Annotated in this window: 23 protein-coding genes and 2 pseudogenes; 10 read left to right on the top strand and 15 right to left on the bottom strand. The window is 60.0% G+C overall.

Annotated elements, in window-relative coordinates; genetic code table 11:
- The first annotated feature begins 8 nt into the window (after positions 1 to 8).
- The 6 genes from AC3I0A_RS16990 (at position 9) to AC3I0A_RS16965 (ending at position 5,107) form a co-directional block, all read left to right on the top strand.
- The gene (locus tag AC3I0A_RS16990; RefSeq protein ID WP_489373283.1) at positions 9 to 671 is read left to right on the top strand and encodes an amino acid ABC transporter permease; all 663 of its coding nucleotides are present in this window, start codon (positions 9 to 11) and stop codon (positions 669 to 671) included.
- Positions 668 to 1,480, top strand: a complete 813-nt coding sequence (locus tag AC3I0A_RS16985) for an amino acid ABC transporter ATP-binding protein (protein WP_489373282.1) — start codon at positions 668 to 670, stop codon at positions 1,478 to 1,480. Before AC3I0A_RS16990 ends, AC3I0A_RS16985 begins: the two co-directional genes overlap by 4 nt.
- A gap of 23 nt (positions 1,481 to 1,503) precedes the next feature.
- Positions 1,504 to 1,893 carry a RidA family protein gene (locus AC3I0A_RS16980; RefSeq protein WP_489373280.1) on the top strand — a complete coding sequence of 130 codons (390 nt, stop codon included), beginning with the start codon at positions 1,504 to 1,506 and terminating at the stop codon, positions 1,891 to 1,893.
- An 83-nt stretch (positions 1,894 to 1,976) separates the two neighbouring features.
- Positions 1,977 to 2,741 (top strand): IclR family transcriptional regulator, encoded by a 765-nt coding sequence (locus AC3I0A_RS16975; protein ID WP_489373278.1) that lies wholly within the window; start codon positions 1,977 to 1,979, stop codon positions 2,739 to 2,741.
- Positions 2,742 to 2,780: 39 nt separating this feature from the next.
- Positions 2,781 to 3,998, top strand: a complete 1,218-nt coding sequence (locus tag AC3I0A_RS16970) for an amino acid deaminase (RefSeq protein WP_489373276.1) — start codon at positions 2,781 to 2,783, stop codon at positions 3,996 to 3,998.
- A 173-nt stretch (positions 3,999 to 4,171) separates the two neighbouring features.
- Entirely contained in the window at positions 4,172 to 5,107 is a 936-nt protein-coding gene (locus AC3I0A_RS16965; RefSeq protein ID WP_489373274.1) for a sugar kinase, read from the top strand.
- A 156-nt stretch (positions 5,108 to 5,263) separates the two neighbouring features.
- Here AC3I0A_RS16965 and AC3I0A_RS16960 read toward each other — a convergent pair whose 3' ends face one another.
- From AC3I0A_RS16960 to AC3I0A_RS16895, 14 genes and pseudogenes are all read right to left on the bottom strand, one after another.
- Positions 5,264 to 5,539 carry a peptidylprolyl isomerase gene (locus tag AC3I0A_RS16960; protein WP_489361230.1) on the bottom strand — a complete coding sequence of 92 codons (276 nt, stop codon included), beginning with the start codon at positions 5,537 to 5,539 and terminating at the stop codon, positions 5,264 to 5,266.
- A 55-nt stretch (positions 5,540 to 5,594) separates the two neighbouring features.
- Positions 5,595 to 5,984: pseudogene (locus AC3I0A_RS16955) on the bottom strand (response regulator); the annotation flags it as partial.
- A 12-nt stretch (positions 5,985 to 5,996) separates the two neighbouring features.
- Positions 5,997 to 7,952, bottom strand: a complete 1,956-nt coding sequence (locus AC3I0A_RS16950) for an acetoacetate--CoA ligase (RefSeq protein WP_489373272.1) — start codon at positions 7,950 to 7,952, stop codon at positions 5,997 to 5,999.
- A 136-nt stretch (positions 7,953 to 8,088) separates the two neighbouring features.
- Positions 8,089 to 8,862 carry a 3-hydroxybutyrate dehydrogenase gene (gene hbdH / locus AC3I0A_RS16945; RefSeq protein WP_489373270.1) on the bottom strand — a complete coding sequence of 258 codons (774 nt, stop codon included), beginning with the start codon at positions 8,860 to 8,862 and terminating at the stop codon, positions 8,089 to 8,091.
- Between the two features lie 7 nt (positions 8,863 to 8,869).
- The gene (locus AC3I0A_RS16940; protein WP_489373268.1) at positions 8,870 to 10,261 is read right to left on the bottom strand and encodes a GntP family permease; all 1,392 of its coding nucleotides are present in this window, start codon (positions 10,259 to 10,261) and stop codon (positions 8,870 to 8,872) included.
- Between the two features lie 314 nt (positions 10,262 to 10,575).
- Entirely contained in the window at positions 10,576 to 11,991 is a 1,416-nt protein-coding gene (locus AC3I0A_RS16935; RefSeq protein ID WP_489373266.1) for a sigma-54 interaction domain-containing protein, read from the bottom strand.
- Positions 11,992 to 12,008: 17 nt separating this feature from the next.
- Entirely contained in the window at positions 12,009 to 12,248 is a 240-nt protein-coding gene (locus tag AC3I0A_RS16930) for a hypothetical protein (RefSeq protein WP_489373264.1), read from the bottom strand.
- A gap of 41 nt (positions 12,249 to 12,289) precedes the next feature.
- Complete coding sequence (locus AC3I0A_RS16925) at positions 12,290 to 13,879, bottom strand: ABC transporter ATP-binding protein (RefSeq protein WP_489373263.1); 1,590 nt, start codon at positions 13,877 to 13,879, stop codon at positions 12,290 to 12,292.
- Positions 13,880 to 13,893: 14 nt separating this feature from the next.
- The gene (locus tag AC3I0A_RS16920; RefSeq protein WP_489373262.1) at positions 13,894 to 14,916 is read right to left on the bottom strand and encodes an ABC transporter permease; all 1,023 of its coding nucleotides are present in this window, start codon (positions 14,914 to 14,916) and stop codon (positions 13,894 to 13,896) included.
- On the bottom strand, positions 14,916 to 15,974 hold the full coding sequence (locus tag AC3I0A_RS16915; RefSeq protein ID WP_489373260.1) for a microcin C ABC transporter permease YejB: 1,059 nt from the start codon (positions 15,972 to 15,974) through the stop codon (positions 14,916 to 14,918). Before AC3I0A_RS16915 ends, AC3I0A_RS16920 begins: the two co-directional genes overlap by 1 nt.
- Positions 15,974 to 17,842 (bottom strand): extracellular solute-binding protein, encoded by a 1,869-nt coding sequence (locus AC3I0A_RS16910; RefSeq protein WP_489373258.1) that lies wholly within the window; start codon positions 17,840 to 17,842, stop codon positions 15,974 to 15,976. The genes AC3I0A_RS16915 and AC3I0A_RS16910 overlap by 1 nt, the downstream gene beginning before the upstream one ends.
- A 138-nt stretch (positions 17,843 to 17,980) precedes the next feature.
- On the bottom strand, positions 17,981 to 18,262 hold the full coding sequence (locus AC3I0A_RS16905; RefSeq protein ID WP_489373256.1) for a peptidylprolyl isomerase: 282 nt from the start codon (positions 18,260 to 18,262) through the stop codon (positions 17,981 to 17,983).
- A gap of 140 nt (positions 18,263 to 18,402) precedes the next feature.
- Positions 18,403 to 19,284 carry an esterase/lipase family protein gene (locus tag AC3I0A_RS16900; protein WP_489373254.1) on the bottom strand — a complete coding sequence of 294 codons (882 nt, stop codon included), beginning with the start codon at positions 19,282 to 19,284 and terminating at the stop codon, positions 18,403 to 18,405.
- 276 nt (positions 19,285 to 19,560) lie between these two features.
- Complete coding sequence (locus tag AC3I0A_RS16895) at positions 19,561 to 20,652, bottom strand: 3-deoxy-7-phosphoheptulonate synthase (RefSeq protein ID WP_489373253.1); 1,092 nt, start codon at positions 20,650 to 20,652, stop codon at positions 19,561 to 19,563.
- A gap of 626 nt (positions 20,653 to 21,278) precedes the next feature.
- Here AC3I0A_RS16895 and AC3I0A_RS16890 point away from each other — a divergent pair.
- Entirely contained in the window at positions 21,279 to 22,037 is a 759-nt protein-coding gene (locus tag AC3I0A_RS16890; protein ID WP_489373252.1) for a carbon-nitrogen hydrolase family protein, read from the top strand.
- Between the two features lie 11 nt (positions 22,038 to 22,048).
- The gene (locus AC3I0A_RS16885) at positions 22,049 to 22,489 is read left to right on the top strand and encodes a GNAT family N-acetyltransferase (RefSeq protein WP_489373251.1); all 441 of its coding nucleotides are present in this window, start codon (positions 22,049 to 22,051) and stop codon (positions 22,487 to 22,489) included.
- Between the two features lie 28 nt (positions 22,490 to 22,517).
- Here AC3I0A_RS16885 and AC3I0A_RS16880 read toward each other — a convergent pair.
- Positions 22,518 to 22,604: pseudogene (locus tag AC3I0A_RS16880) on the bottom strand (helix-turn-helix domain-containing protein); the annotation flags it as partial.
- Positions 22,605 to 22,686: 82 nt separating this feature from the next.
- On the opposite strand from AC3I0A_RS16880, the gene AC3I0A_RS16875 reads away from it, so the two are divergent.
- Both AC3I0A_RS16875 and gacA read left to right on the top strand, forming a co-directional pair.
- Positions 22,687 to 23,052, top strand: a complete 366-nt coding sequence (locus AC3I0A_RS16875) for a helix-turn-helix domain-containing protein (RefSeq protein ID WP_489373249.1) — start codon at positions 22,687 to 22,689, stop codon at positions 23,050 to 23,052.
- A 141-nt stretch (positions 23,053 to 23,193) separates the two neighbouring features.
- Positions 23,194 to 23,835 carry a response regulator transcription factor GacA gene (gene gacA, locus AC3I0A_RS16870; RefSeq protein WP_489373247.1) on the top strand — a complete coding sequence of 214 codons (642 nt, stop codon included), beginning with the start codon at positions 23,194 to 23,196 and terminating at the stop codon, positions 23,833 to 23,835.
- Position 23,836 lies beyond the last annotated feature (1 nt).

The following is a 23,836-nucleotide window of genomic DNA, read 5'->3' as shown; positions in this document are numbered from 1 at the left end:
GCCCCCATATGTACCAATCCCCTAGTTGGTTGCACGAATTGTGGGTAGCTCGCGAAGTCTTGTGGTCGGGCTTTTTGACCAGCGTGCAGAGTTCGGTGCTGGCGATTTTGCTCGGCACCTTGATCGGCATCGTCGCCGGGCTTGTGCTGACCTACGGCAAGTTCTGGATGCGCGCGCCATTTCGCTTCTACGTCGACCTGATACGCGGCACGCCGGTGTTTGTGCTGGTGCTGGCCTGCTTCTATATGGCACCGGCGCTGGGTTGGCAGATCAGCGCGTTTCAGGCCGGTGTGCTGGGGCTGACGCTGTTTTGTGGCTCCCACGTCGCGGAGATCGTGCGCGGTGCCTTGCAGGCGTTGCCGAACGGGCAAATGGAGGCGGGCAAGGCCATTGGCCTGACGTTTTATCAGTCCCTTGGCTACGTGTTGCTGCCCCAGGCGCTGCGGCAGATCCTGCCGACCTGGGTCAATTCATCGACCGAGATCGTCAAGGCTTCGACCTTGCTCTCGGTGATCGGTGTGGCCGAGTTGCTGCTCAGCACCCAGCAGATCATCGCCCGGACGTTCATGACCCTGGAGTTTTACCTGTTTGCCGGTTTTCTCTTTTTCATCATCAACTACGCCATCGAGTTACTCGGCCGGCATATTGAAAAGCGGGTGGCCTTGCCATGACTCACGCTCAAGTTTCGATTCAATCTCCGACAGATCCAAAACAAGCCCAGGCACTGCTGAGCATCCGCGGGCTGCACAAACAATACGGCCAGCTTGAAGTGCTCAAGGGCGTCGACCTGGAAATGCAGCGCGGCAACGTGGTCACGCTGATCGGTTCCAGCGGCTCGGGCAAGACCACGCTGCTGCGCTGCGTGAACATGCTCGAAGAGTTCCAGGGCGGGCAGATCATGCTCGATGGCGAGTCCATCGGCTACCACGAGGTCAATGGCAAGCGTGTGCGTCATCCGGAGAAAGTCATCGCCCGGCATCGGGCCATGACCGGCATGGCGTTTCAGCAGTTCAATCTGTTTCCGCACCTGAGTGCGTTGCAGAACGTCACCCTTGGGTTGCTGAAAGTCAAAAAGCTGCCCAAGGACCAAGCGGTCGCGCTGGCTGAAAAATGGCTGGAGCGTGTTGGCTTGCTGGATCGGCGTGACCACTATCCCGGTCAGTTGTCCGGTGGTCAGCAACAGCGCGTGGCGATTGCTCGGGCGATTGCCATGAACCCGAGCCTGATGCTGTTCGACGAAGTGACCTCGGCGCTGGATCCGGAACTAGTGGGTGAGGTGCTGAGCGTGATCAAGGGCCTGGCCGAGGACGGCATGACCATGTTGCTGGTGACCCACGAAATGCGCTTCGCCTTTGAAGTCTCGGACAAGATCGTCTTCATGAATCAGGGCCGTATCGAAGAGCAGGGGCCACCCAAAGAGCTGTTCGAGCGCCCGCAATCGCCGCGTCTGGCGGAATTTCTCAAGAACACCCGATTTTAATCTTCAACACAGGAGAAACACCCATGAGCATTACTCGTTACGGCACCGGTAGCACCGCCGGTGGCGGCCAGCCCCGTCCGTTTGCCCGCGCCGTTGAAGCCGATGGCTGGCTGTACGTGTCCGGCCAGGTCCCGGCGGTGGATGGCGAGATCATCAGCGGTGGGATCGTCGAACAGACTCATCAGACCATGCGCAACCTGATCGCCATCCTCGAAGAGGCCGGTTATGGCCTGGAAGATGTGGTGCGTACCGGCGTGTGGCTGGAGGACCCGCGGGATTTCTGGAGTTTCAACAAGGTGTTTTCCGAGTACTTCAAAAGCGAACACGCCCCGGCCCGGGCCTGTGTGCAGGCGAACATGATGGTTGACTGCAAGGTTGAGATTGATTGCGTGGCTTATAAGAAAAAGGCCTAGACCGCGCTGAATTCTGCGCGGCCTGACAGTCAAGCCAGCGTTCTGGCAATATCCCCGGCGAATCTGAATGGGAATCCACTGATATGACCAAAGACACCATCAAGCGCCGGGCTCGCGGGCTGGACCGGGCGTTCGATATCCTCGATTTCCTCAAGGAAATCGGCCAGCCGCTGCGCCCCAACGACATCGCCAGCGGCATCGGCAGCCCGAAATCCACGGTCTATGAATTGGTCGCGTCCTTGCTCGAACGACGGATTCTCGAACCGGTGGGCAAGGACGGTCATGTCTACCTGGGCCGTCAGCTGTACTTCCTCGGTCAGGCGCATTTGCGCCATTTCGACCTGAGCCGCGAGGCTGATCATGCCTTGCAGGAAATCGTCAGCCAGACCCGCGAGACCGCGCAGATGTGCCTGCTCAACGGGCGCAAGTACACGGTCGCGCTGATGAAAGAAGGCGAGCGGCATTTCCGGATTTCCTCGGATATCGGCGAGAACGCGCCGATTCCCTGGACCGCCTCCGGGCGCTTGCTGCTCAGTCATTTGAGCGATCAGGAGATTGTCGAGCTGATCGATGACGAGGACTTCATCCTGCCCGACGGTCAGCGCTTGCCGCTGGAAACCTTCCTCAAGGAAATTCGTCAGGCCGGGGTCGATGGCTTCTTTTCCTTCGACAGTGTGGCCGACACCTTTACCCATTGCTTCGCCGCGCCGGTGAAGGACGAACGCGGCATTTGCATTGCGACCCTGTGCATCGTCGCCCCACGGGCCGACGCCAAGAACAATTACAACGACTACCGCCGGGTGCTGATCGACAGCGCGAACAACCTGGCCCGTCGTATCAACGAATAACAGCGGCTGCTCGCGGCCGCGATTGTGAGGAATCAGATCATGCCTTCTGCCTTGAATATCGCTGCCGTGGAAAAGGGCGCCGCCCAACCCGGTGTCAACCTGGTGCGCGACGTCAGCCTGCCGGCCCTGGTGCTGCACCAAGGCGCACTGGAGCACAACATTCGCTGGATGCAGGACTTCGTCAGCAACAGCGGCGCGGAACTGGCGCCCCATGGCAAAACCAGCATGACCCCGGCGTTGTTTCGTCGTCAGTTGGCGCAGGGCGCCTGGGGCATCACCCTGGCCACTGCGGTGCAAACCCGTGCGGCCTATGCCCACGGCGTGCGTCGGGTGCTGATGGCCAACCAGTTGGTCGGCGCGCCGAACATGGCGTTGATCGCCGAGTTGCTGGCCGATCCGCAGTTCGAATTCCACTGCATGGTCGATCATCCGGACAACGTCGCCGACCTCGGGGCGTTTTTCGCCGGACGCGGTGTGCGCCTGAACGTGATGATCGAATACGGCGTGGTCGGCGGCCGTTGCGGCTGCCGCAGCGAGCAGGAGGTGCTGGAGCTGGCGCAGTCGATCAAGGCGCAACCGGCGCTGGCCCTGACTGGCATCGAAGGTTATGAAGGGGTGATCCACGGCGATCAGGCAGTGAGCGGGATTCGTCAGTTTGCTGACTCGTTGGTCCGTCTGGCGGTGGAGTTGCAAGACAGCGGCGCCTTCGATATCGACAAGCCGATTATCACTGCGTCGGGTTCGGCCTGGTATGACCTGATCGCCGAATCCTTCGAAGCGCAGAACGCCAGCGGACGTTTCCTCAGCGTGCTGCGCCCCGGCAGTTATGTGGCCCACGATCATGGCATCTACAAAGAAGCGCAATGCTGCGTGCTGGATCGGCGCAGTGATTTGCACGAAGGCCTGCGCCCGGCGCTGGAAGTCTGGGCCCATGTGCAGTCGTTGCCGGAACCGGGGTTCGCGGTGATCGCCCTGGGCAAGCGCGATGTGGCGTACGATGCCGGTTTGCCGGTGCCGCTGTTGCGTTACAAGGCCGGTGTACTGCCGGCCGAGGGCGACGACGTCAGTGCCTGCAAGGTGACGGCGGTCATGGACCAGCATGCGTTCATGACAGTGGCACCCGGTTGCGAATTACGCGTGGGGGACATCATCTCCTTCGGCACCTCCCACCCGTGCCTGACCTTCGACAAGTGGCGCACCGGGTGTCTGGTGGATGAACAGTTGAATGTCATCGAAAGCATGGAAACCTGTTTCTAGGCCGAAGACTGAGTCCTGCCGTTTTGCGACCGCTCCGCGATCGAACGCAGGCTTCGCCAGCTGCTACGAAAAGCACAAATGTCGCTCATCCGTAGCAGTTGCCGAAGGCTACGTCCGGTCTGGGCCGCATTCGGACGAAGCGGTCGTAATCCGGTCAACATAAGAGTCCCAGAATGAACAACATCAGCAGTCTCGGCCCCAATCCCCCGCGTATCGCGCTGATCGGCGAGTGCATGATCGAGTTGCAGCAACGCGCCGACGGCAGCCTGCAACAGAGCTTCGGTGGCGACACCCTGAACACCGCCGTTTATCTGTCTCGCGAACTGGGCGACGGGGCCACGGTGGACTACGTCACCGCCCTGGGTGATGACAGCTTCAGCGATGCCATGTGCCAGAGCTGGGCGGGCGAGGGCATTGGCCTGGGCATGGTCCAGCGTCTGCCGGGACGCTTGCCCGGTTTGTATTGCATCCAGACCGACGCCCAAGGCGAGCGACGCTTCCTCTATTGGCGCAATGAAGCAGCTGTGCGTGATTGCTTCACCACGCCTGCGGCCGCGCCGATTCTGGTGGCACTGCCGGATTACGATGTGCTGTATTTCAGCGGTATCACCCTGGCGGTGCTCGGCGTTCAAGGGCGAGAAAAGCTGCTTGAGACGCTTATTGAAGCCCGGCGGCGGGATGCGCGAATTGTCTTCGACAACAATTACCGGCCGCGTTTGTGGGCCTCGGTCGAAGACGCGCGGGCGGCGTATCGCGCTGTGTTGCCGTATGTCGACCTGGCCTTGCTGACAGTCGATGACGAGCAGGCGCTGTTCCATTTTTCCGATTGCGCAGCAGTGTTTGCCGCGTATGAGCAGATCGGTACCTCGGAAGTGGTGCTCAAGCGCGGCGCTGAGGCGTGTTTGATTCGTTGCGAAGGCGAGTATTTTGAAGTGCCGGCGCAGGTGGTCGAGCGAGTGGTGGATACCACGGCGGCGGGGGATTCGTTCAGTGCGGCGTATCTGGCCAGTCGGCTCGGTGGAGGGAGCCCGGTGCAGGCGGCTGAAGCCGGGCATCGATTGGCGAGTCGGGTGATACAGGTGTCGGGGGCGCTAATCCCTCGGGATTGAAATGCGGCCCTGTGGCGAGGGAGCTTGCTCCCGCTCGGCTGCGCAGCAGTCGTAAAATCGGCTGACGCGATGTAACTGACAAATCGCGATGACCGATTTTGGGCCCGCTTCGCGAGCCAGCGGGAGCAAGCTCCCTCGCCACAATGTCTTCCCTCATCAATCCCGATAAAACACCTGCACCAGGTGATAACCAAACTTGCTCTTGATCGGCCCATGCACAGTGCGCAGCGGTTTTTTGAAGATCACTTGGTCAATGGCGCCGACCATCTGCCCGGGCCGTACTTCGCCCAAGTCACCGCCGCGCTTGCCGGAGGGGCAGGTGGAGTACTTCCTGGCCAACACATCGAAGGCTTCGCCTTTGGCGATACGCTGCTTGAGTTGTTCGGCTTCTTCGGCCGTTTTCACCAGGATATGGCGGGCTTGAGCTTTCATCGGGCAGTTACCTTGAAGCGGTGGTGTCAGCGGGGCGCGGGATTATGCCCGAAACTCAGCTTTTCTGGCTGATCATCGTGCGAATCTTGTTGGCCAGCACGTCGATGGAGAACGGTTTGACAACCATGTCCATGCCCTCCTCAAGAAAACCCTGGCGTTCGAGGGCCTTTTCGGCATAACCGGTCATGAACAGCACTTTGAGTTGCGGGCGATACTGGCGGGCGATTTCCGCCAGTTGCCGGCCATTCATGCCCGGCAGGCCGAGGTCGGTCACCAGCAGGTCGACCCGCAGGTCCGACTCCAGCAGCGGCAGTGCGGTTTTGGCGTCTTCAGCTTCATGGGCGTGATAGCCCAATTCACCGAGCACATTGAGTACCAACATGCGCACCGCCGGATCGTCCTCCACCAATACCACTGTTTCACCCGCAATGGCTGGCGGCGTTTCCCGCCCGGTTCCTTACACTTGCAACTCCACTCTATCCCGAAACTGCTCCAGCGCCTCTGGATTGGCCAGTGCATCGGTGTTTTTCACCGCTACCCCATGCACTACATTCCTTACCGCCAGTTCAACAATCTTGCCGCTGATGGTGCGTGGAATATCGGTGACGGCAAGAATTTTCGCCGGTACATGCCGTGGCGTGGTGTTGGCGCGGATGACCTGGCGAATCTCTTGTTCGAGCGCTTCATTGAGCTCGACGCCTTCCTTCAGGCGAACGAACAGTACCACTCGCACGTCGTCCTGCCAGCTCTGGCCAATGGCGACGCTTTCCACCACTTGCTCGAGCTTTTCCACCTGCCGGTAGATTTCCGCAGTGCCGATGCGTACGCCGCCGGGGTTGAGCACCGCGTCCGAACGGCCATGGATCATCAGGCTGCCGTGGGGCAGCTGTTCGGCATAGTCGCCCTGGGCCCACACACCGGGGAACTGGCTGAAATACGAGGCGTGCAGTTTTTCCTGGGACGGATCATTCCAGAAACCGATCGGCATGGCCGGGAAGTGACGGGTACAGACCAGTTCGCCTTTCTCTCCGACAACCGGCTGGCCGGCGTCGTTCCACACCTCGATGGCCATGCCCAGGCTCTTGCCCTGCATCTCGCCACGGCGCACCGGTTGCAATGGATTGCCGATCACAAAACACGAAACGATATCGGTGCCGCCAGACATCGAGGACAAACACAGATCGCTTTTGATCTCGCGGTAGACGTAATCGTAGCTGTGGGGTGACAGCGGCGAGCCGGTGGACAGCAGCGCTTTGAGACTGCTCAGGTCGTGGCTGCGACGCGGCTGAACGCCGGCGCTTTCCAGGGCTGCCAGATATTTGGGGCTGGTGCCGAATACGCTGATCTGTTCGCTGTCGATCAGGTCGATCAACCGCGCAGGCACAGGGTGAAACGGCGAGCCGTCGAACAGCACCACGCTTGCGCCGACCGCCAGCGCCGAGACCAGCCAGTTCCACATCATCCAGCCGCAGGTGGTGTAGTAGAACAGCCGATCGTCACGCCCAAGGTCAACGTGCAGGCCATGTTCCTTGACGTGTTGCAGCAGTACACCGCCGGTACTGTGGATGATGCATTTCGGCACACCGGTGGTGCCGCTGGAATAGAGGATGTACAGCGGATGTTCAAAGGGCACGGCGACGAATTCTGGCTCGCCGCCGGCTTGATAGAAATCATTCCAGAGCGTCACGTTGGCCGCGGTCTGGAAGTCCTCGGCGCGAGTTTGAGGATTGGCATAAGGCACGATGATCAATTGCTGTAGCGATGGCAGGCGCTGGAGGATCTCGTTGACCTTCAGCGTCTGGCCGATCTCTTTGCCCGCATAGCGGTAGCCGGCGCAGGTAATCAGCACCTTGGGCTCGATCTGACCGAAACGGTCGATCACCCCTTGGGTGCCGAAATCCGGCGAGGAGCAGGACCAGATCGCCCCCAGGCTGGTGGTGGCGAGCATGCCCACCAGGGTTTGCCAGGTATTCGGCATGCACGCGGCCACCCGGTCGCCGAGACCGACACCGGCCGCTTGCAGGCTTTTTTGCAGGCCGGCGACATGGCTGGCCAGGTCGGCGTAGGTGAGTTGTTCGCGCTGACCGTTCTCGCGGATGGCGATCACCGCCGGACACTGGTCACGGCGCCGCAGCAGATGCTCGGCGAAATTCAGCGTGGCCCCGGGAAACCAGTGGGCGCTGGGCATCTGCGGGCCTTCCAGCAATACTGCGCTGGGTGCTGTATGAAATTCGATGTCGAAGAAATCGACGATGGCCTGCCAGAAATCTTCGCGCCGATCGATGCTCCATTGGTGCAGGGCCGGGTAGTCGGCGAGTTCAAGGTCGTGTCGGTGATTGACGAAACGCCGAAAGACCTCCATCCGGGTCTTGCTGATTCGCTCGGCGCTGGGTTGCCACAAGATTTCGGACATAAAGGGTCTCTTGTTGTGATCTCGAAGTCCATTCGCGGGCAAGCCCGCTCCCACAGGTTATGCACTGTCCTTGTGGGAGCGGCGGTGCGGCGATCCGACTTGCCCGCGAAGAACGATAACTCGGTCTATCGGCTGCTTACTGCGCCAACCACCCACCATCGACATTCCACGCCGCGCCACGCACCTGGCTACCGGCTTCACTGCATAAAAATAGTACCAGTTCACCCAACTGCGGTGGAGTGACGAATTCCAGTGACGGCTGCTTCTCGGCCAATAGATCATGTTGCGCTTGCTGCGGATCGGCGCCTCTGGCTACGCGATCATCGATCTGTTTCTGCACCAGCGGGGTCAGCACCCAGCCCGGGCAAATGGCGTTGCAGGTGACATTGCTGGTGGCGGTTTCCAGGCCGACCACTTTGGTCAGGCCGATCACCCCATGTTTGGCGGCGACATAAGCGGCCTTGCCCACCGAGCCGACCTGGCCGTGCACCGAGGCGATGTTGATGATCCGTCCCCAGCCTTTGGCGCGCATCCCCGGCAGGCTCAGGCGGGTACTGTGGAACACCGATGAAAGGTTGATGGCGATGATCGAGTCCCAGCGCTCCACCGGGAAGTCCTCCACGGCGGCCACATGCTGGATACCGGCGTTGTTCACCAGAATGTCGACGCCGCCGAATTCGCGTTCGGCATAGGCGATCATTTCGGCGATCTGCGCCGGGTCGCTGACATCGGCCGGGTGATGGCCGACCTTGGCGCCGAACTGTTTCACTTCGGCGATCACTGCACTGGCATCGCCGAAGCCGTTGAGGATCAGGTTGGCGCCGGCCTTGGCCAGGCTCAGGGCGATGCCCAGGCCGATGCCGCTGGTGGAGCCGGTGACCAATGCGGTTTTGCCGGTAAGATTCGTCATAAATGCCTCACACAATGCCAGTGGCGTAGAAGGTGCCGATCACCACGAAAACCGCCAGGGTCTTGATGATGGTGATGCCGAAAATATCTTTATAGGCTTCGCGGTGGGTCAGGCCGGTAACGGCCAGCAGGGTGATCACCGCGCCGTTATGCGGCAGGGTGTCCATGCCGCCGCTGGCCATGGCCGCGACCCGGTGCAGGACTTCCAGCGGAATATTCGCCGCATTGGCCGCCGCGATAAAGCTGTTGGACATTGCCGCCAGGGCGATGCTCATGCCGCCCGAAGCCGAGCCGGTGATACCCGCCAGCAGGGTGACGGTGATGGCTTCGTTGACCAGCGGATTGGGAATGCTCTTGAGCCAGTCGGCCAACACCAGGAAGCCCGGCAGCGAGGCGATCACAGCGCCGAAGCCGTATTCCGATGCGGTGTTCATTGCCGCCAGCAACGCGCCGCTGACCGCGCTTCTGCTGCCTTCGGCGAGTCTGCCGCGGATCGCCTGGAAGCCAAAGATCAGCACCATGATGATGCCCACCAGCAGCGCCGCCTGGACCGCCCAGATGGCCGTGAGCTTGGCGATTTCGGTTTGCACCGGCGCGGTCATGCCCGGCAGGCTGAGGCTGTGGGTCTTGCCGTACCAGAGTGGAATCCAGCGGGTGAACAGCAGGTTCATCAGGCCCACCAGCAGTAGCGGCGAGAGGGCGATCCAGGGGTTGGGCAGCTTGATATCTTCGGCGGTTTCCGGCTCGTTACGCAGTTCTGCGCCGTAGCCTTCACCCGAACGCTGGGCCTTGTTGCGCTGGCGTTGCAGATACAGCATGCCGACGCAGAAAACGAAAATCGCGCCGACCAGGCCAAGCCATGGCGCAGCCCAGGCGGTGGTATTGAAAAAGGTGCTGGGGATGATGTTCTGGATCTGCGGGGTGCCGGGCAAGGCATCCATGGTGAAGGAGAACGCACCGAGGGCGATGGTCGCCGGGATCAGGCGCTTGGGGATATTGCTCTGGCGGAACATCTCGGCGGCAAACGGATAGACCGCGAACACCACCACGAACAGCGACACGCCGCCGTAGGTCAGCAGGGCGCAGACCAGCACAATCACCAGCATCGCCTGACGGGTGCCGAGCAAGCGAATGGCCGCCGCGACGATCGAGCGCGAGAAGCCCGACAGCTCAATCAGCTTGCCGAACACAGCGCCAAGCAGGAACACCGGGAAATACAGTTTGATGAAGCCGACCATTTTCTCCATGAACACCCCGGTGAAGGCCGGAGCGACTGCAGAGGGGTCAGTCAGGAGCACCGCGCCGAGGGCGGCAATGGGGGCGAAGAGGATAACGCTGTAGCCACGGTAAGCAGCGAGCATCAGCAGCGTGAGAGCTGCCAAGGCAATGATCACACTCATGGTGTGTCTCCTGGATTGTTATTTTTGTAGGGTGAAGCTTTTGTGGCTGTAGGCTTAGCTAGTTTCGTGCCATTGCTTTAAGCTATTGAAATATATTGATATTTTTATAGATTTGAGTTGATTTTAGGATGTTTGTCTCTGATTAGAGATATTTTTAAACAGGAAGGGACCCTTCGCGAGCAAGCTCGCTCCCACAGGATTTGGTGGTGTACACAAAATTGGTGACCGACGCAGGCCACTGTGGGAGCGAGCTTGCTCGCGATGAGCGCGAAGCGCTCAAAAAAGATTTTCTCTATATGGAGATTCAAGTCTCTCTACTGAGACTCTGCAATCCCCAACGCCACCATCTTCTTGTACAGCGTAGAGCGCCCCAGCCCCAATCGCGCCGCAGCCTCAATCACTTTCCCAGCGCATTGCGCGAGGGTCGTTTCAATCAACTGCCGGTCAAACCGCTCCCGCGCGGCGCTGAAGGTTTCATTGGCCACAGGCTCTTGCGCAAAAGACGCAAGGCGCTCCACCGGACTGAAAGTGCCGATCGCCGCCCGGATATCCGCCGCATTCAACATCAGGTCATCGCTGAGCAACGCTGCGCGCTCCAGCACGTTGCGCAGTTCGCGGATGTTGCCCGGCCAGGCGTGCTGACCGAGCAGTGCCAGGGCTTCGCTGTCGAGTTCATGCTGGCTGCGCAGTTCTTCCAGGATCGCTTCGCTCAGCGCTGGCAGATCGTCGAGCCGTTCACGTAGCGGCGGCACTTGAATCGGCAGCACATTGAGGCGGTAATACAAGTCGGCGCGAAACTCGCCGCGCTTGATGGCGGCTTGCAGGTCGGTCGAGGTGGCGGCAATCACCCGCACATCGCTCTGAATCACTTCGTTGGAACCCACCGGTTCGAACTCTTTTTCCTGCAACACTCGCAGCAACTTGCTTTGCAGCGGCAGCGGCATGTCGCCGATCTCGTCGAGAAACAAGGTGCCGCCCTGGGCGATCTGCAGTTTTCCGCTTCGACCCTTGCGGTCCGCGCCGGTGAAGGCGCCGGGTGCGGTGCCGAAAAATTCGGCTTCCAGCAGCGCTTCCGGAATCGCCGCGCTGTTGATGCTGACAAAGGCTTTGTGCGCCCGCGGTGAAGCGCCATGAATCGCCTGGGCCAGCAGTTCCTTGCCGGTACCGGTTTCACCCAGCAGCAGTACCGGCGATTCGGCGCTGGCGCTGCGCCGGGCGCGGCGTTTGACTTCCAGGCTGGCAGCGCTGGTGCCGATAAAGTGCGCGAAGTTGTACTTGGTCTGCCGCGCCCGTAGCAGCGATCGGGTTGAGGCCAGCTCCTCCTGCATGCTCATGTAACGCTTGAGCATCGGTGACAGGCTGCGCAGTTCATCGAACAGGGCAAAGCCGATGGCGCCGATGACCGTGCCGGCAGCGTCATGGATCGGCAGGCGCATCACCACCAGCGGTTCTTTCGGGGTGTCCTGCATGTCCAGCAGGATCGGCCGGCCCGTGCGCACCACTTCGCGCAGCAGACTGCCGGGGATCACGCTTTCGCAAGGCTTGCCGATGGCCACCTCGGCCGATTCGAGGCCGAAGCGTTTGGCATAACGTTCGTTCATCCAGACGATGTTGGCGTCACGGTCGACGATCACCGTGCCTTCGCTGGACTGCTCGATGATCTCGAACAACGAGCGGATCGCCAGCAGGCGAACGCGCTGGTAATCCTTGAGGCTTTCGGTGTCGTTCATGGGCGGTCTCAGATGCGTTATTTTTTCCGGGCAGCGGCCTCGGCCGCCAGACACTCGAGGGCGAACTGCTCGGTATAGGTCATCTGGATCAAGGTGGTTTCGCCTTTGACGGTTCGCGAGCCTTCCAGGATGTAGCGAATACGCTTGTCGGTGACGCCGATGCGCTTGGCGATCCAGGTGGGGGTCTGGCCGATGCGTGTGATCAGCTTGTCGGCGTAGTCGGTGGAGGGGTTATAGAGTTCTGCGTTAGGGCTCATGTGACGTCCGGATAAGGAATGAGGTTGTGATGCACCCAAGGTTACAGGGTCGGCGGCGAATGCGGGAGCGCGGCGGCCAGGAGTTCTTTGGTATAGGGATGCTGCGGCGCATCGAATACCTCATGGCTGGCGCCGCTTTCCACCACTTTGCCGTCCTTGATCACGATCATGTCGTGGGCCAGGGCGCGTATCACCGCCAGGTCATGGCTGATGAACAGGTAGGTCAGGCCATGTTTTTCCTGCAGCTGACGGAGCAGGGCGACCACCTGTTTTTGCACCGTACGGTCCAGCGCCGAAGTCGGCTCGTCCAGCAGAATCAGTGCCGGCTTGAGCACCAGGGCCCGGGCGATGGCGATGCGTTGGCGCTGGCCGCCGGAAAATTCGTGGGGATAGCGATGGCGGCTTTGTGGATCGAGGCCGACTTCTTCGAGCACCCGAATGACCTGGGCTTCGCATTCGGCAGCCGTCGACTGGCTGTGCACTTCCAGGCCCTCGCTGATGATCTGCGCCACTGACATGCGTGGGCTGAGACTGCCGAACGGGTCCTGAAACACCACTTGCATCTGCTTGCGCCAGGGCCGCAGTTGCTTCTGGGTCAGGCCATCGAGTGCTTGCCCTTGAAAGCGGATGCTGCCTTCGGAATCGAGCAGGCGCAGGATCGCCTGACCGAGGGTGGACTTGCCGGAACCGGACTCGCCAACAATGCCCAGGGTCTTGCCACGCTGCAGGCTAAGGCTGATGCCGTCGACCGCACGCAGCCAGGTCTTGCGCTGAAACAGTCCGCCGCTCAACGGGAAGACCACGCTGAGGTTATCGACCTGCAACACCGCTTCACGCTCATCCCGAGCCAAGGCTTCACCTTCCGGTTCGGCGTTCAGCAGTACGCAGCTATAGGGGTGTTTCGGGTGAGTGAAGAGTGTCTCGGAATCCGCCTGCTCGACGATTTCTCCGGCGCGCATCACGCAGACCCGTTGCGCGATGCTGCGCACCAGGTTGAGGTCGTGGCTGATCAGCAGCAACGACATGCCGAGACGTTTTTGCAGGGACTTGAGCAGCAACAGAATCTTGCGTTGCACCGTCACGTCCAGCGCGGTAGTCGGTTCGTCGGCGATCAGCAGTTCCGGTTCGCAGGCCAGGGCCATGGCGATCATCACCCGTTGCCGCTGGCCGCCGGAGAGCTGATGCGGATAGGCCTTGAGCCGCTCCAGGGGTTTATGAATGCCCACCAGTTCCAGCAATTCGATGATCCGTTGTTGTGCCGCTTTGCCGCCCAGGCCTTTGTGCACCAACAGGGTTTCGCCGATCTGCTTTTCGATGCTGTGCAGCGGATTGAGGGAGGTCATCGGCTCCTGAAAAATCATCGCAATGCGATTGCCGCGAAGCTGTCGCAGCGTGCCGGAATCAGCCCCCAACAGTTCCTGGCCGCGATAGCGAATGCTGCCCGATGTGTGCGTGCCGGATTCGGGCAGCAATTGCAGGATCGAGTGGGCGGTCACCGACTTGCCCGAGCCCGATTCGCCCACCAGCGCCAGGCATTCTCCGGGACGGATATCCAGGTACAGGTCGCGCACCACGGTCTGGCCGCTGAAGGCCACACAGAGGTCGCGGATTTCGATCAGGTTGTCACTCATATCAACAGTCCGTTTCAAGATCGCGGATCGAACGCATCACGCAACGCCTCGCCAATAAACACCAGTAAAGAAAGAATCAACGCCAGGGTAAAAAATGCGGTCAGACCGAGCCACGGTGCTTGCAGATTCTGCTTGCCCTGGCCGATCAGCTCGCCCAGCGAGGCGCTGCCGGCGGGCATGCCGAAGCCGAGGAAGTCCAGCGCAGTGAGGGTCGAAATCGCCCCGGTCAGAATGAACGGCAAGTAGCTCAAGGTGGCATTCATGGCATTGGGCAGGATGTGCCGCACTATCACTTTACGGTCGGTCAAGCCAAGGGCGCGGGCGGCTTTGACGTATTCCAGGTTACGCCCGCGCAGAAACTCGGCACGCACCACGTCCACCAGCGCCAGCCAGGAAAACAGCGCCATGATGCCCAGCAACCACCAGAAATTCGGCTCGACGAAGCCTGACAGGATGATCAGCAGGTACAGCACCGGCAGCCCCGACCAGACTTCCAGCAGCCGCTGACCGAGCAGATCGACCCAGCCGCCGTAGTAGCCCTGCAAAGCGCCGGCGGCGATGCCGATCAGCGCGCTGATAAAGGTCAGCGCCAAGGCAAACAGAATCGACACCCGGGCGCCAAAAATCACCCGCGCCAAAACATCACGCGCTTGATCATCGGTACCGAGCCAGTTCACTTTCGTCGGCGGGCTGGGGGTTGGCTGATTGAGGTCGTAGTTGGGTGTGTCATCGCTGAACGGAATCGGCGGGAACAGCAGCCAGCCGCCGTCCTTGCGAATCAGTTGCTGCACGTAGTCGCTACGGTAGTCGGCCTGGAACGGCAACTGACCACCGAATTCCTGTTCGGTGTAGCGCTTGAACACCGGGAAATACAGCGAGTCCTGATAGCTGACCACCAGCGGTTTGTCATTGGCGATCAGTTCACCGCCCAACGTCAGGATGAACAGGCCGATAAACAGCCACAGCGACCACCAGCCACGGCGGTTTTTCTTGAAACGGTCGAAACGTCGACGACCTAGCGGCGAAAGTCTGAACATCAGGCATTCCTCGCGGCAAAGTCGATACGCGGGTCGACCAGCGTGTAGCAGAGGTCACCGATGAGTTTTATCAGCAGGCCGAACAGGGTGAAAATGAACAGCGAGCCGAACACCACCGGGTAATCCCGTGAAACCGCCGCTTCGTAACTCATGCGACCCAGACCGTCGAGAGAGAAGATCACTTCGATCAACAGGGAGCCGGCGAAAAACACACTGATAAACGCCTGAGGAATTCCGGAAACCACCAGCAGCATCGCATTGCGGAACACATGGCCGTAAAGCACCCGACGCTCGCTCAGCCCTTTGGCGCGGGCGGTGACCACGTACTGACGGGTGATTTCATTGAGGAACGAGTTTTTCGTGAGAATGGTCAGCGTGGCGAAACCACCAACTACCAGCGAGGTGACGGGTAGCACCAGGTGCCAGAAGTAGTCAGCGATTTTGCCGATAGTCGATAGCTGATCGAAGTTCTCCGAAACCAGACCGCGCACCGGGAACCAGTTCAACGAGGTGCCGCCGGCAAAGACTACGATCAAAAACATGGCGAACAAAAATGCCGGCATGGCGTAGCCGAGGATGATCGCGGTGCTGCTCCAGATGTCGAAGTGGCTGCCGTGATGGACCGCCTTGCGAATTCCCAGCGGGATCGACACCAGATAGGTGATAAGCGTCGCCCAGAGTCCAAGAGAGATGGTCACTGGCATCTTGTCCAGAATCAGCTCGGTGACCGTGGCGCCGCGAAAGAAGCTCTTGCCGAAGTCCAGCCGGGCATAGCTTTTGAGCATCAGCCACAGGCGTTCATGGGCCGGTTTGTCGAAGCCATATTGCTTTTCGATGTCCTTGATCAGTTGCGGGTCGAGGCCGCGACTGGCCCGCGAGCCGTGGCTAATGGCGTCGCTCGAAGCACCGATGCCACCGCCGCCAATCCCTTGCAGGCGCGCAACGGCCTGTTCCACCGGACCGCCGGGCGCCGCCTGGACGATGACGAAGTTGACCAGCAGAATCATCAGCAGGGTCGGGATGACCAGCAGCAAGCGCCGCAGTATGTAAGCCAGCATCAATGCGGCCCTCCGGGTTTGCCACGGCGGATGCGCTCAGCGGCCATCTGCTCGTTGGTCAGTGGTACGGAGCTCATTTCCCACCAGCTCTCGATGGCTTCATCATTGCTGGCTTGCACCGCCGGAATACCGAAACGGTTCCACCACACTGTGGCGGAGCCCGGCGGGTAGTAGTTGGAAATCCAGTAGTAGTTCCACTGCAGCACGCGATCCAGTGCATGGGCATATCGCAGCATCTCTGGCTGAGTGGTGGCCTTGACCAGCCCGCTGATCAGCGTGTCGACCGCCGGATCCTTCAGGACCATGTAGTTATTGGAACCAGCGTCATTGGCCGAGGCCGAGCCGAAGTAGTTATACAACTCCATACCCGGCGAGGTGGTGACTGGATAGCCAGTGACGATCATGTCGTAATCACGGGCCATCAAGCGGTTGATGTATTGCGAGGAGTCGATGCGCCGTATGTTCAGGGTGATGCCGATCTGCGCCAGGGTGCGCTTGTAGGGCAGTAGCAGACGCTCGATCCCGCCCTGGGTGTTGAGGAAGGTGAAACTCAGTGGTTGCCCCGCAGCGTTGACCAGTTGGTCGCCGTGCGGTTTCCAGCCGGCTTCTTCCAGCAAGGCCAGGGCCTGCAGTTGTTTATCGCGGATCAGGCCGCTGCCGTCGGTTTTCGGCGCTTCGAATACCTGAGTGAAGACTTCATCGGGAACCTGCCCGCGCAACGGTTCGAGAATCGCCAGTTCGCCTGCATCGGGAAGCGCCCGGGCCGCCAGAGAGGTGTTGGAAAAGAAGCTCTGCTGGCGCACATACAGGTCCCGCATCATTTGCCGGTTGCTCCACTCGAAGTCCCAGAGCATGGCCAGCGCCTGCCGCACGCGGCGGTCCTGGAACATCGGGTTTTGCAGGTTGAACACATAGCCTTGGGCCGGTTGTGGTGCTTGCTTGGCCAGGTGAGCCTTTTGCAGACGGCCATCGCTCAGGGCCGGGCTGTCGTAGCCGATGGAGTAAGCGGTGGCAGAGAACTCTCGATTGTAGTCGTAGGCGCCGCCACGCAGCACCTGGCGGGCAACATCGGTGTCGCCGAAGTACTCGATGCTGAAACGATCGAAGTTGTAGAGCCCGCGGCTGACGGGGAGATCTTTGCCCCACCAGTCGGCGTTGCGGACAAAGGTAATGCTGCGCCCGGAGTCGATCTTGCTGACTCGATACGGGCCGCTGCCCAGCGGCGCTTCATAGCCGCCGCCATTGGCGAAATCGCGGGTCTTCCACCAGTGTTCGGGAAGCACCGGCAAGGTCGCAAGGTCCAGGGGCAGGGTGCGGTTTTCATTGCTTTTGAAGTCGAAGCGGATGGTGCGCGCTGACTCCACTTCGACGCCCTTGACGTCGGCGAACTGGGTGCGATAACGCAGGCTGCCCTGGGTCATCAGCAAATCGTAGGTGTAGCGCACATCCTCGGCGGTGATCGGCGTGCCGTCGGCGAAGCGGGCCTTGGGGTTCAGATAAAAACGCAGCGACAAACCGTCGTCGGCCCGCTCCATTTTTTGCGCCACCAGGCCATACACCGTGTAGGGCTCATCCAGCGAGCGCTGGGCCAGCGGCGAGTAGATCAACCCATCGAGTTGCGACACTCCGATGCCCTTGTCGATATAAGGCAGCACATGATCGAAGTGGCCGATCTCCATCGCCGAGCGACGCAGGCTGCCGCCCTTGGGGGCCTGCGGGTTGGCATAGGCAAAGTGACTGAAGCCGGCGGGGTATCTGGCGGGTTCGCCATACACAGTCAGCGCATGTTGCGGTGCGGCATTCGCAGCCGTGGCATTCAGCAGCAGGGCCAGTGCGGTGAACATCAATAAGGGGAAAACCAGTCGCATTGTCAGCCTTAAAAGCCGGGTGATCGATGAAGACAATTTGTACGCTACCCGCGTATCGCTCGCCAGCCACAATTATGCAACTCAAACGCAACGGCCCACCAAAAGGCGGGCCGTTGTTTAAACAAAATCGCGGATGGATCAGTCCTGACGGCTGGTCACTTCCAGCAGGTGATAACCGAACTGGGTCTTGACCGGACCTTGCACGGTGTTGACCGGTGCGCTGAAGACCACGGTGTCGAATTCCTTGACCATCTGGCCTGGGCCGAACGAGCCCAGATCGCCGCCCTGACGGCTGGACGGGCAGGTGGAGTTGGTTTTGGCGATTTCAGCGAAATCAGCGCCGCCTTCGATTTGTGCTTTCAGTTCGTTGCACTTGTCTTCGCTGGCAACGAGGATGTGACGGGCAGTGGCTTTGGCCATGGGGAAGTACTCCATTGAGCTTTCAATAAAGTGCTGAGCCTACCGGATTCCGTGGGCTATTTCTCGCCAAAGTTCCATGACCGGACGTACTGCCGGTGCGCCAGCTCTGGTCCGAGCGTTTGGACGCGTGCATCACGGCATTACAATCCAAGGTTTCTCAGGCGTTCGGCATGCTCGACATAGAGCTCAACCGGATCGACATCTTTGCGCACCAGGCCAGCTGTCTGATTGATGGTGTCCATATGGTCCAGTGGGTAGTCGGAGCGGATTACCGTGCCCAGGTGCGAGCTGTAGCGGCCGACCAAACCGTCGTTTTCCTCAGGCTCGGTGGTGAAGTACCTGGAAAACGCCCGGCATACGCCGTGAAGCGGATCGAGCAGGTCGGGTCCTTCGGCGAGAAGGTTGCCTTTGAGGATGCCGCTCCAGGAGAAATAGCGCACCCCATTGACCCGTTCTTTGCCCATGCCGCCCCAGGTGGTGGGCAGACCTTGCGGATACTTGTCGTTGAATGCGCCGACGCCTTCAGTGGTCAGCGCGTTGAGTGCTGCAACAGCGTTCTGTGGGAGCTGTGGGTTGCCGCTAAGCAGCGACAGGAATTCGCCGAAAAGGCTGGCGATGGCGGCCGCCACGTGCTCCGGCAGGCGACCAGGGATCAATGCCAGTCGCAGGTAATCGGCGAGCTCGGAGCCATGATTCGGCCCGCTGACGGAGGTGACCGAGGCGATCTTTTTCGGTTGCATCGCCCCGGCATAGCGGGCGGCCAGCGCGCCCTGACTATGACCGATCAGGTTGACTTTGGTCGCACCTGTTCCGATCAGTATCCGGTCGATTTGCGCCAGTAATTGCTCGCCGCGCAGTTCGTTGCAATGTGCCGCCGACAGATAGGGGATGAATACCCGAGCTCCGGCCTGTCTTAGGGCTTGCTTGATGCCGTAGAAGAAGTCGATGTTGCCAATGCTCTCGAAGCCGAAAAGTCCGTGGACCAGGAGGATTGGGTATTGAGTCGTCGCATTCCGTTGCATGTTGATTTCCTTTCTTCAGTAAGGGAGGTGTCCCGGATTTGCCTCCTCACTCTAGTGCAGCCGGATAGGGCGAATGCGTGGGAAATAGCCGCGGTATCCCGAAGAAAATGGAGTAAAAGTAGTTTGTTCAGCTGTATGGAAGGTAGGGGGCAGTTTCAATGGGTGTGCGTTGCGCATGGGTGAAAGCACTTCCGCCTGCTTTGCCAAGGTGAAGGGACGACGGGGTCCAGTAATATTTCAGACCCCGGGCTTGGATCGCAATCCGCGTCGCGACCTTCAAATGCTCGCTTGCCGAACCCTTTCGGATGAGCGCAGCCGGTGCGCCGCCTGACGCAACAGTTGCTCGGTTGCATCCCAGCCGAGACAGCCATCCGTCACTGAGACCCCATAACGCAGGGAGTTGCTCAAGGGCTGACAACCTTCGAACAAGTGGCTCTCAAGCATCATGCCGATCAGCGAATGGTCACCTTGCAGGCGTTGCTCGAGCACATCGGCGAACACTGCCGGTTGACGCAAGGGGTCTTTGCCGCTGTTGGCGTGGCTGCAATCGACCATGACCCGCGCCGGGATCGCCAGTTTTCTCAGATCGCTGTGCACCTGGCTGACAGCCTGACGGTCGTAGTTCGGTCCGCGATGACCGCCGCGCAGCACCAGGTGGGTATCCGGGTTGCCCTGAGTCTCGATGATCGCCGGATGCCCCTGGCTGTCGACACCGAAGTGACGATGAGGGTGAGCCGCCGAACGCATGGCGTCACAGGCGATGGCAACGCCACCGTCGGTACCGTTCTTGAAGCCGACCGGCATGTTCAGGCCACTGGCCATTTCCCGGTGGATCTGCGACTCGGTGGTGCGCGCACCGATGGCAACCCAACTGAGCAGGTCGTCGAAGTAGCCAGCGGCCATCGGCTGCAGCAATTCGGTAGCAATCGGCAAACCCAGGCGCAGCATTTCGCGCATCAACTCGCGGGACAAGGTCAAACCGCCTGCCATGTCATCGCTGCCATCCAGGTGTGGGTCGTAGGCCAGGCCTTTCCAGCCGACGGTAGTCCGGGGCTTTTCGACGTAGGCGCGCATCACCAGCAGCATTTCATCGCTGACTTCGGCCGCCAGGCTGGCGAGATTGCCGGCGTATTCGAGTGCCGATTGAGGATCGTGGATAGAGCAGGGGCCGACAATGACCAACAGACGGGAGTCTTCACCGTTGAGGATCGCGCGCACCGCTTGACGGTGATTGGCGACTTGCTGGGTCAGGGCTGTGTTGAGCGGCAATTGATGCTTGAGCGCCAGTGAACTGGGCAGACGCAGGGTCAGCGCTTCATTGGCAGAGGTCAGGCTGGACAGCGGCAGAGCGCAGATGGACGAGTTCATATTCGGGCTTCCTGGGCTGGCGGCGGGTTTGTTCCCGCACGCTCGGCCCTACTGGGGTGTTCGACAATTGGCCGGATTGGCTACGAGTGTGTGCTTGCCACCTGTGGGTGACCGATCGGAGGCGGCAGGCTGTCCCGAGCGGAGGCTGGTAAATCGCCAGGCGGTAAAGGTGTCGTAGCGGTAATAGGTGGCGTAGTTCATGTCGTGATTCCTCGATTCGTTTTGGGTGACGCTAAAAATGTAGGGGGCTGAAAAAACAAAACCCCCGGTCGGGAAGCCGACCGGGGGTTGAGAATTCTCAAGTGGCGACCCGTAGAAGTGGGCGCCGTGTGGGTATCAGGCGCGCCAGTGGCTAAACCAATACCCAAAATAAAAGCTGACCGGTGCACAGACGTTGCTCACACGGGTAGCCGCAACCGAGCGCAGGGCGCTGGCGGTGTGACGAAGCGGTGAGAGGGTGTGCAACATGGTGTGTCTCCGATGAATGCGCCGAGCTTACTAGAGGCGGGGGCAGGGGTTCAATCGGAAAATGCTATGGAGCGGTGAGTGGGGTTCTATGGCTTAAGTGGGTTGATGCTTTGTGACACACTCAATTTCTTCCAGAAATCTGTCACCAGGGACGAAGCATGCCGACATTGACCATCGCCGCCGCTCAATCGATCTCCATTGCCGGTGATCTTCAAGCCAATATCGCCCGGCATAGGCGCTTCATCGAGATCGCCGCCGAGCACGGCGTACAGCTGTTGGTGTTTCCCGAATTGTCGCTGACCGGCTACGAGCGCAGCCTGGCCGCCGAATTGGCGGTGCTGCCGGACGATGCGGTTCTGCAATCTTTGCGCGACTTTGCCCGGGAAGTCGGGGTGACCACGGTCGTCGGTATGCCGATTCGCTTGTCCGCCGGTTCTGAGGTGTTGATCGGCGCATTGGTCCTGGCCGCCGATGGTTCGTTGGGGATTTACAGCAAGCAGCATCTGCACCCGGGCGAGGAGGTGGCGTTTGCCCCGGGCTCGGGTGGCTCGATGCTGACCATCGGTGGCGACAAGGTCGCTCTGGCGGTCTGCGCCGATTTTTCCCATGCCAGCCATGCGCAGCAGGCTGCGGATTCAGCTGCAGACCTCTACGCCGCGGGCGTGTTGATCACGGAAAACGGTTATGTCCCGGATACAGCCTTGTTGCAGGGCTACGCTTGCGAGCATTCGATGACGGTATTGATGGCCAACCACGGCGGTGCGACTGGCGGCTGGGAATCGGCAGGACGTAGCGCTATCTGGGCACCGAACGGCGAACTGATTGCCGTCGCGCCCGGTATCGGCGATGTGCTGGTGGTCGTTCGCCGAGACGTCGATGGATGGATCGGCCAGGTCGTGGCTGTGCCGGATGCCTGAGGGAACTGGATATGGACTTTGAGCTACGTCCTGCCTCGGCAGCAGACCTGCCCTTCGCTCGAGCACTGACCCGCGGCACGATGCTGCGCTATTACATTCAGCACGATTTATTGTGGCTGGACGAAGCCTTTGATGTGGCGTGGGCCGGTCGGGAGAACTGGCTGATTTGCCGAGGCGAGTCGGTGCTGGGGTTTCTCAGCCTGAGTCGCGATGCGAAGGCTGTGTACATTCGTGAGTTGCACGTCATCGAGGGCGAGCGCTGCAAGGGGGCGGGAAGCTGGGCGATCGAACGGGTGTATTCGATGGCCTGCAAGGAGCGGCGGTCTTCGCTGCGTCTCACCGTCTTCAAGAATAATCCGGCGCAAGCCCTGTATCAGCGGATGGGATTGAGTGTTGTGGGTGAAGAGGACTGTTTTTTGAGGATGGAGCGAATGTGCTCCGCTGCGCCGTAGCTGCTTGATACTGCAAGGTTTCTCAGCGTCCCTGCTCACGAGCAAATGGTTGAACGGATTTACCTTGATGTTCCAGCCAGGCCTTGGCTTGTGCGCCAGTGCGAATACCGGGCATAGTTCAAAACCGTTCAAAAAAGTTCAACGAGCACTAGGTGTAACACCCTTTAGGGGTGTATTAAACAGGATCATGCATCCAAATGAGTGTAATTGGTTCGCGGTTGAGGCAGGAAAGAGAACGGCTTGGTTTGTCGCAGAAAGTTTTTGGCGAAATCGGAGGCGTTGAAGCTAACGCGCAAGGCAAATACGAAAGTGGCGGACGCGTGCCCAAAGCAGATTATTTGTCCCGAGTAGCCGAGAGAGGTGTGGATGTCCTGTTTGTATTGACGGGAAATCCGACGCCGACGCTGATCGAAAATCTCAGCCAGATGGAGGCGAAGGTCTTGGGCAGCTATCGGGCGCTCTTCAAGGAAGATCAGGACGCAATTCGCCGATTGACCACCACGCTGGCAGAGTTTTCCGTTGCCCATGCCTTGAACAACAAGATTGAGTCATACGAGCGCTGATCGACCAGGGACCCGCGCCTGTCGCTCGACGGGCGCTCATAGCGTATTGATACTCTTTAATGACGCTTCTAACTAGGTCTGCCCAGCGGTTTTTTGCTAAGGTGTCCGACAACCAATAAGACCATATCGCGAGGTGTCTGCTTGATTAGGGTGCTAGTGGTCGATGACCATGATCTCGTTCGTACAGGCATTACACGGATGCTGGCCGATATCGACGGGCTGCAAGTGGTCGGCCAGGCCGAATCGGGAGAGGAATCCCTGATCAAGGCGCGGGAATTGAAGCCCGATGTGGTCCTGATGGACGTCAAGATGCCCGGGATCGGCGGTCTGGAAGCCACGCGTAAAATGCTGCGCAGCCATCCGGATATCAAAGTCGTCGCCGTCACCGTGTGCGAAGAGGACCCGTTCCCCACGCGCCTGTTGCAGGCGGGTGCCGCAGGTTATCTGACCAAGGGTGCTGCCCTGTCGGAAATGGTTCAGGCAATTCGCCTGGTGTTCTCCGGGCAACGCTACATCAGCCCGCAAATTGCCCAGCAGCTGGCGATCAAATCGTTTCAGCCAACCAGCGACTCCCCGTTCGATGCGCTTTCAGAGCGGGAAATCCAGATCGCGTTAATGATCGTCGGTTGTCAGAAAGTGCAGATCATTTCCGACAAGTTGTGCCTGTCCCCCAAAACCGTGAATACCTACCGTTACCGCATTTTCGAGAAGCTCTCGATCAGCAGCGATGTCGAGTTGACGCTGTTGGCGGTCCGACACGGCATGGTTGATGCCAGCCTCTGAA

It is taken from the genome of Pseudomonas sp. KH_024_B2 (assembly GCF_057839965.1).
The sequence above is the reverse complement of the archived record's forward strand: the minus strand, read 5'-3'. Positions and strand labels throughout refer to the sequence as shown.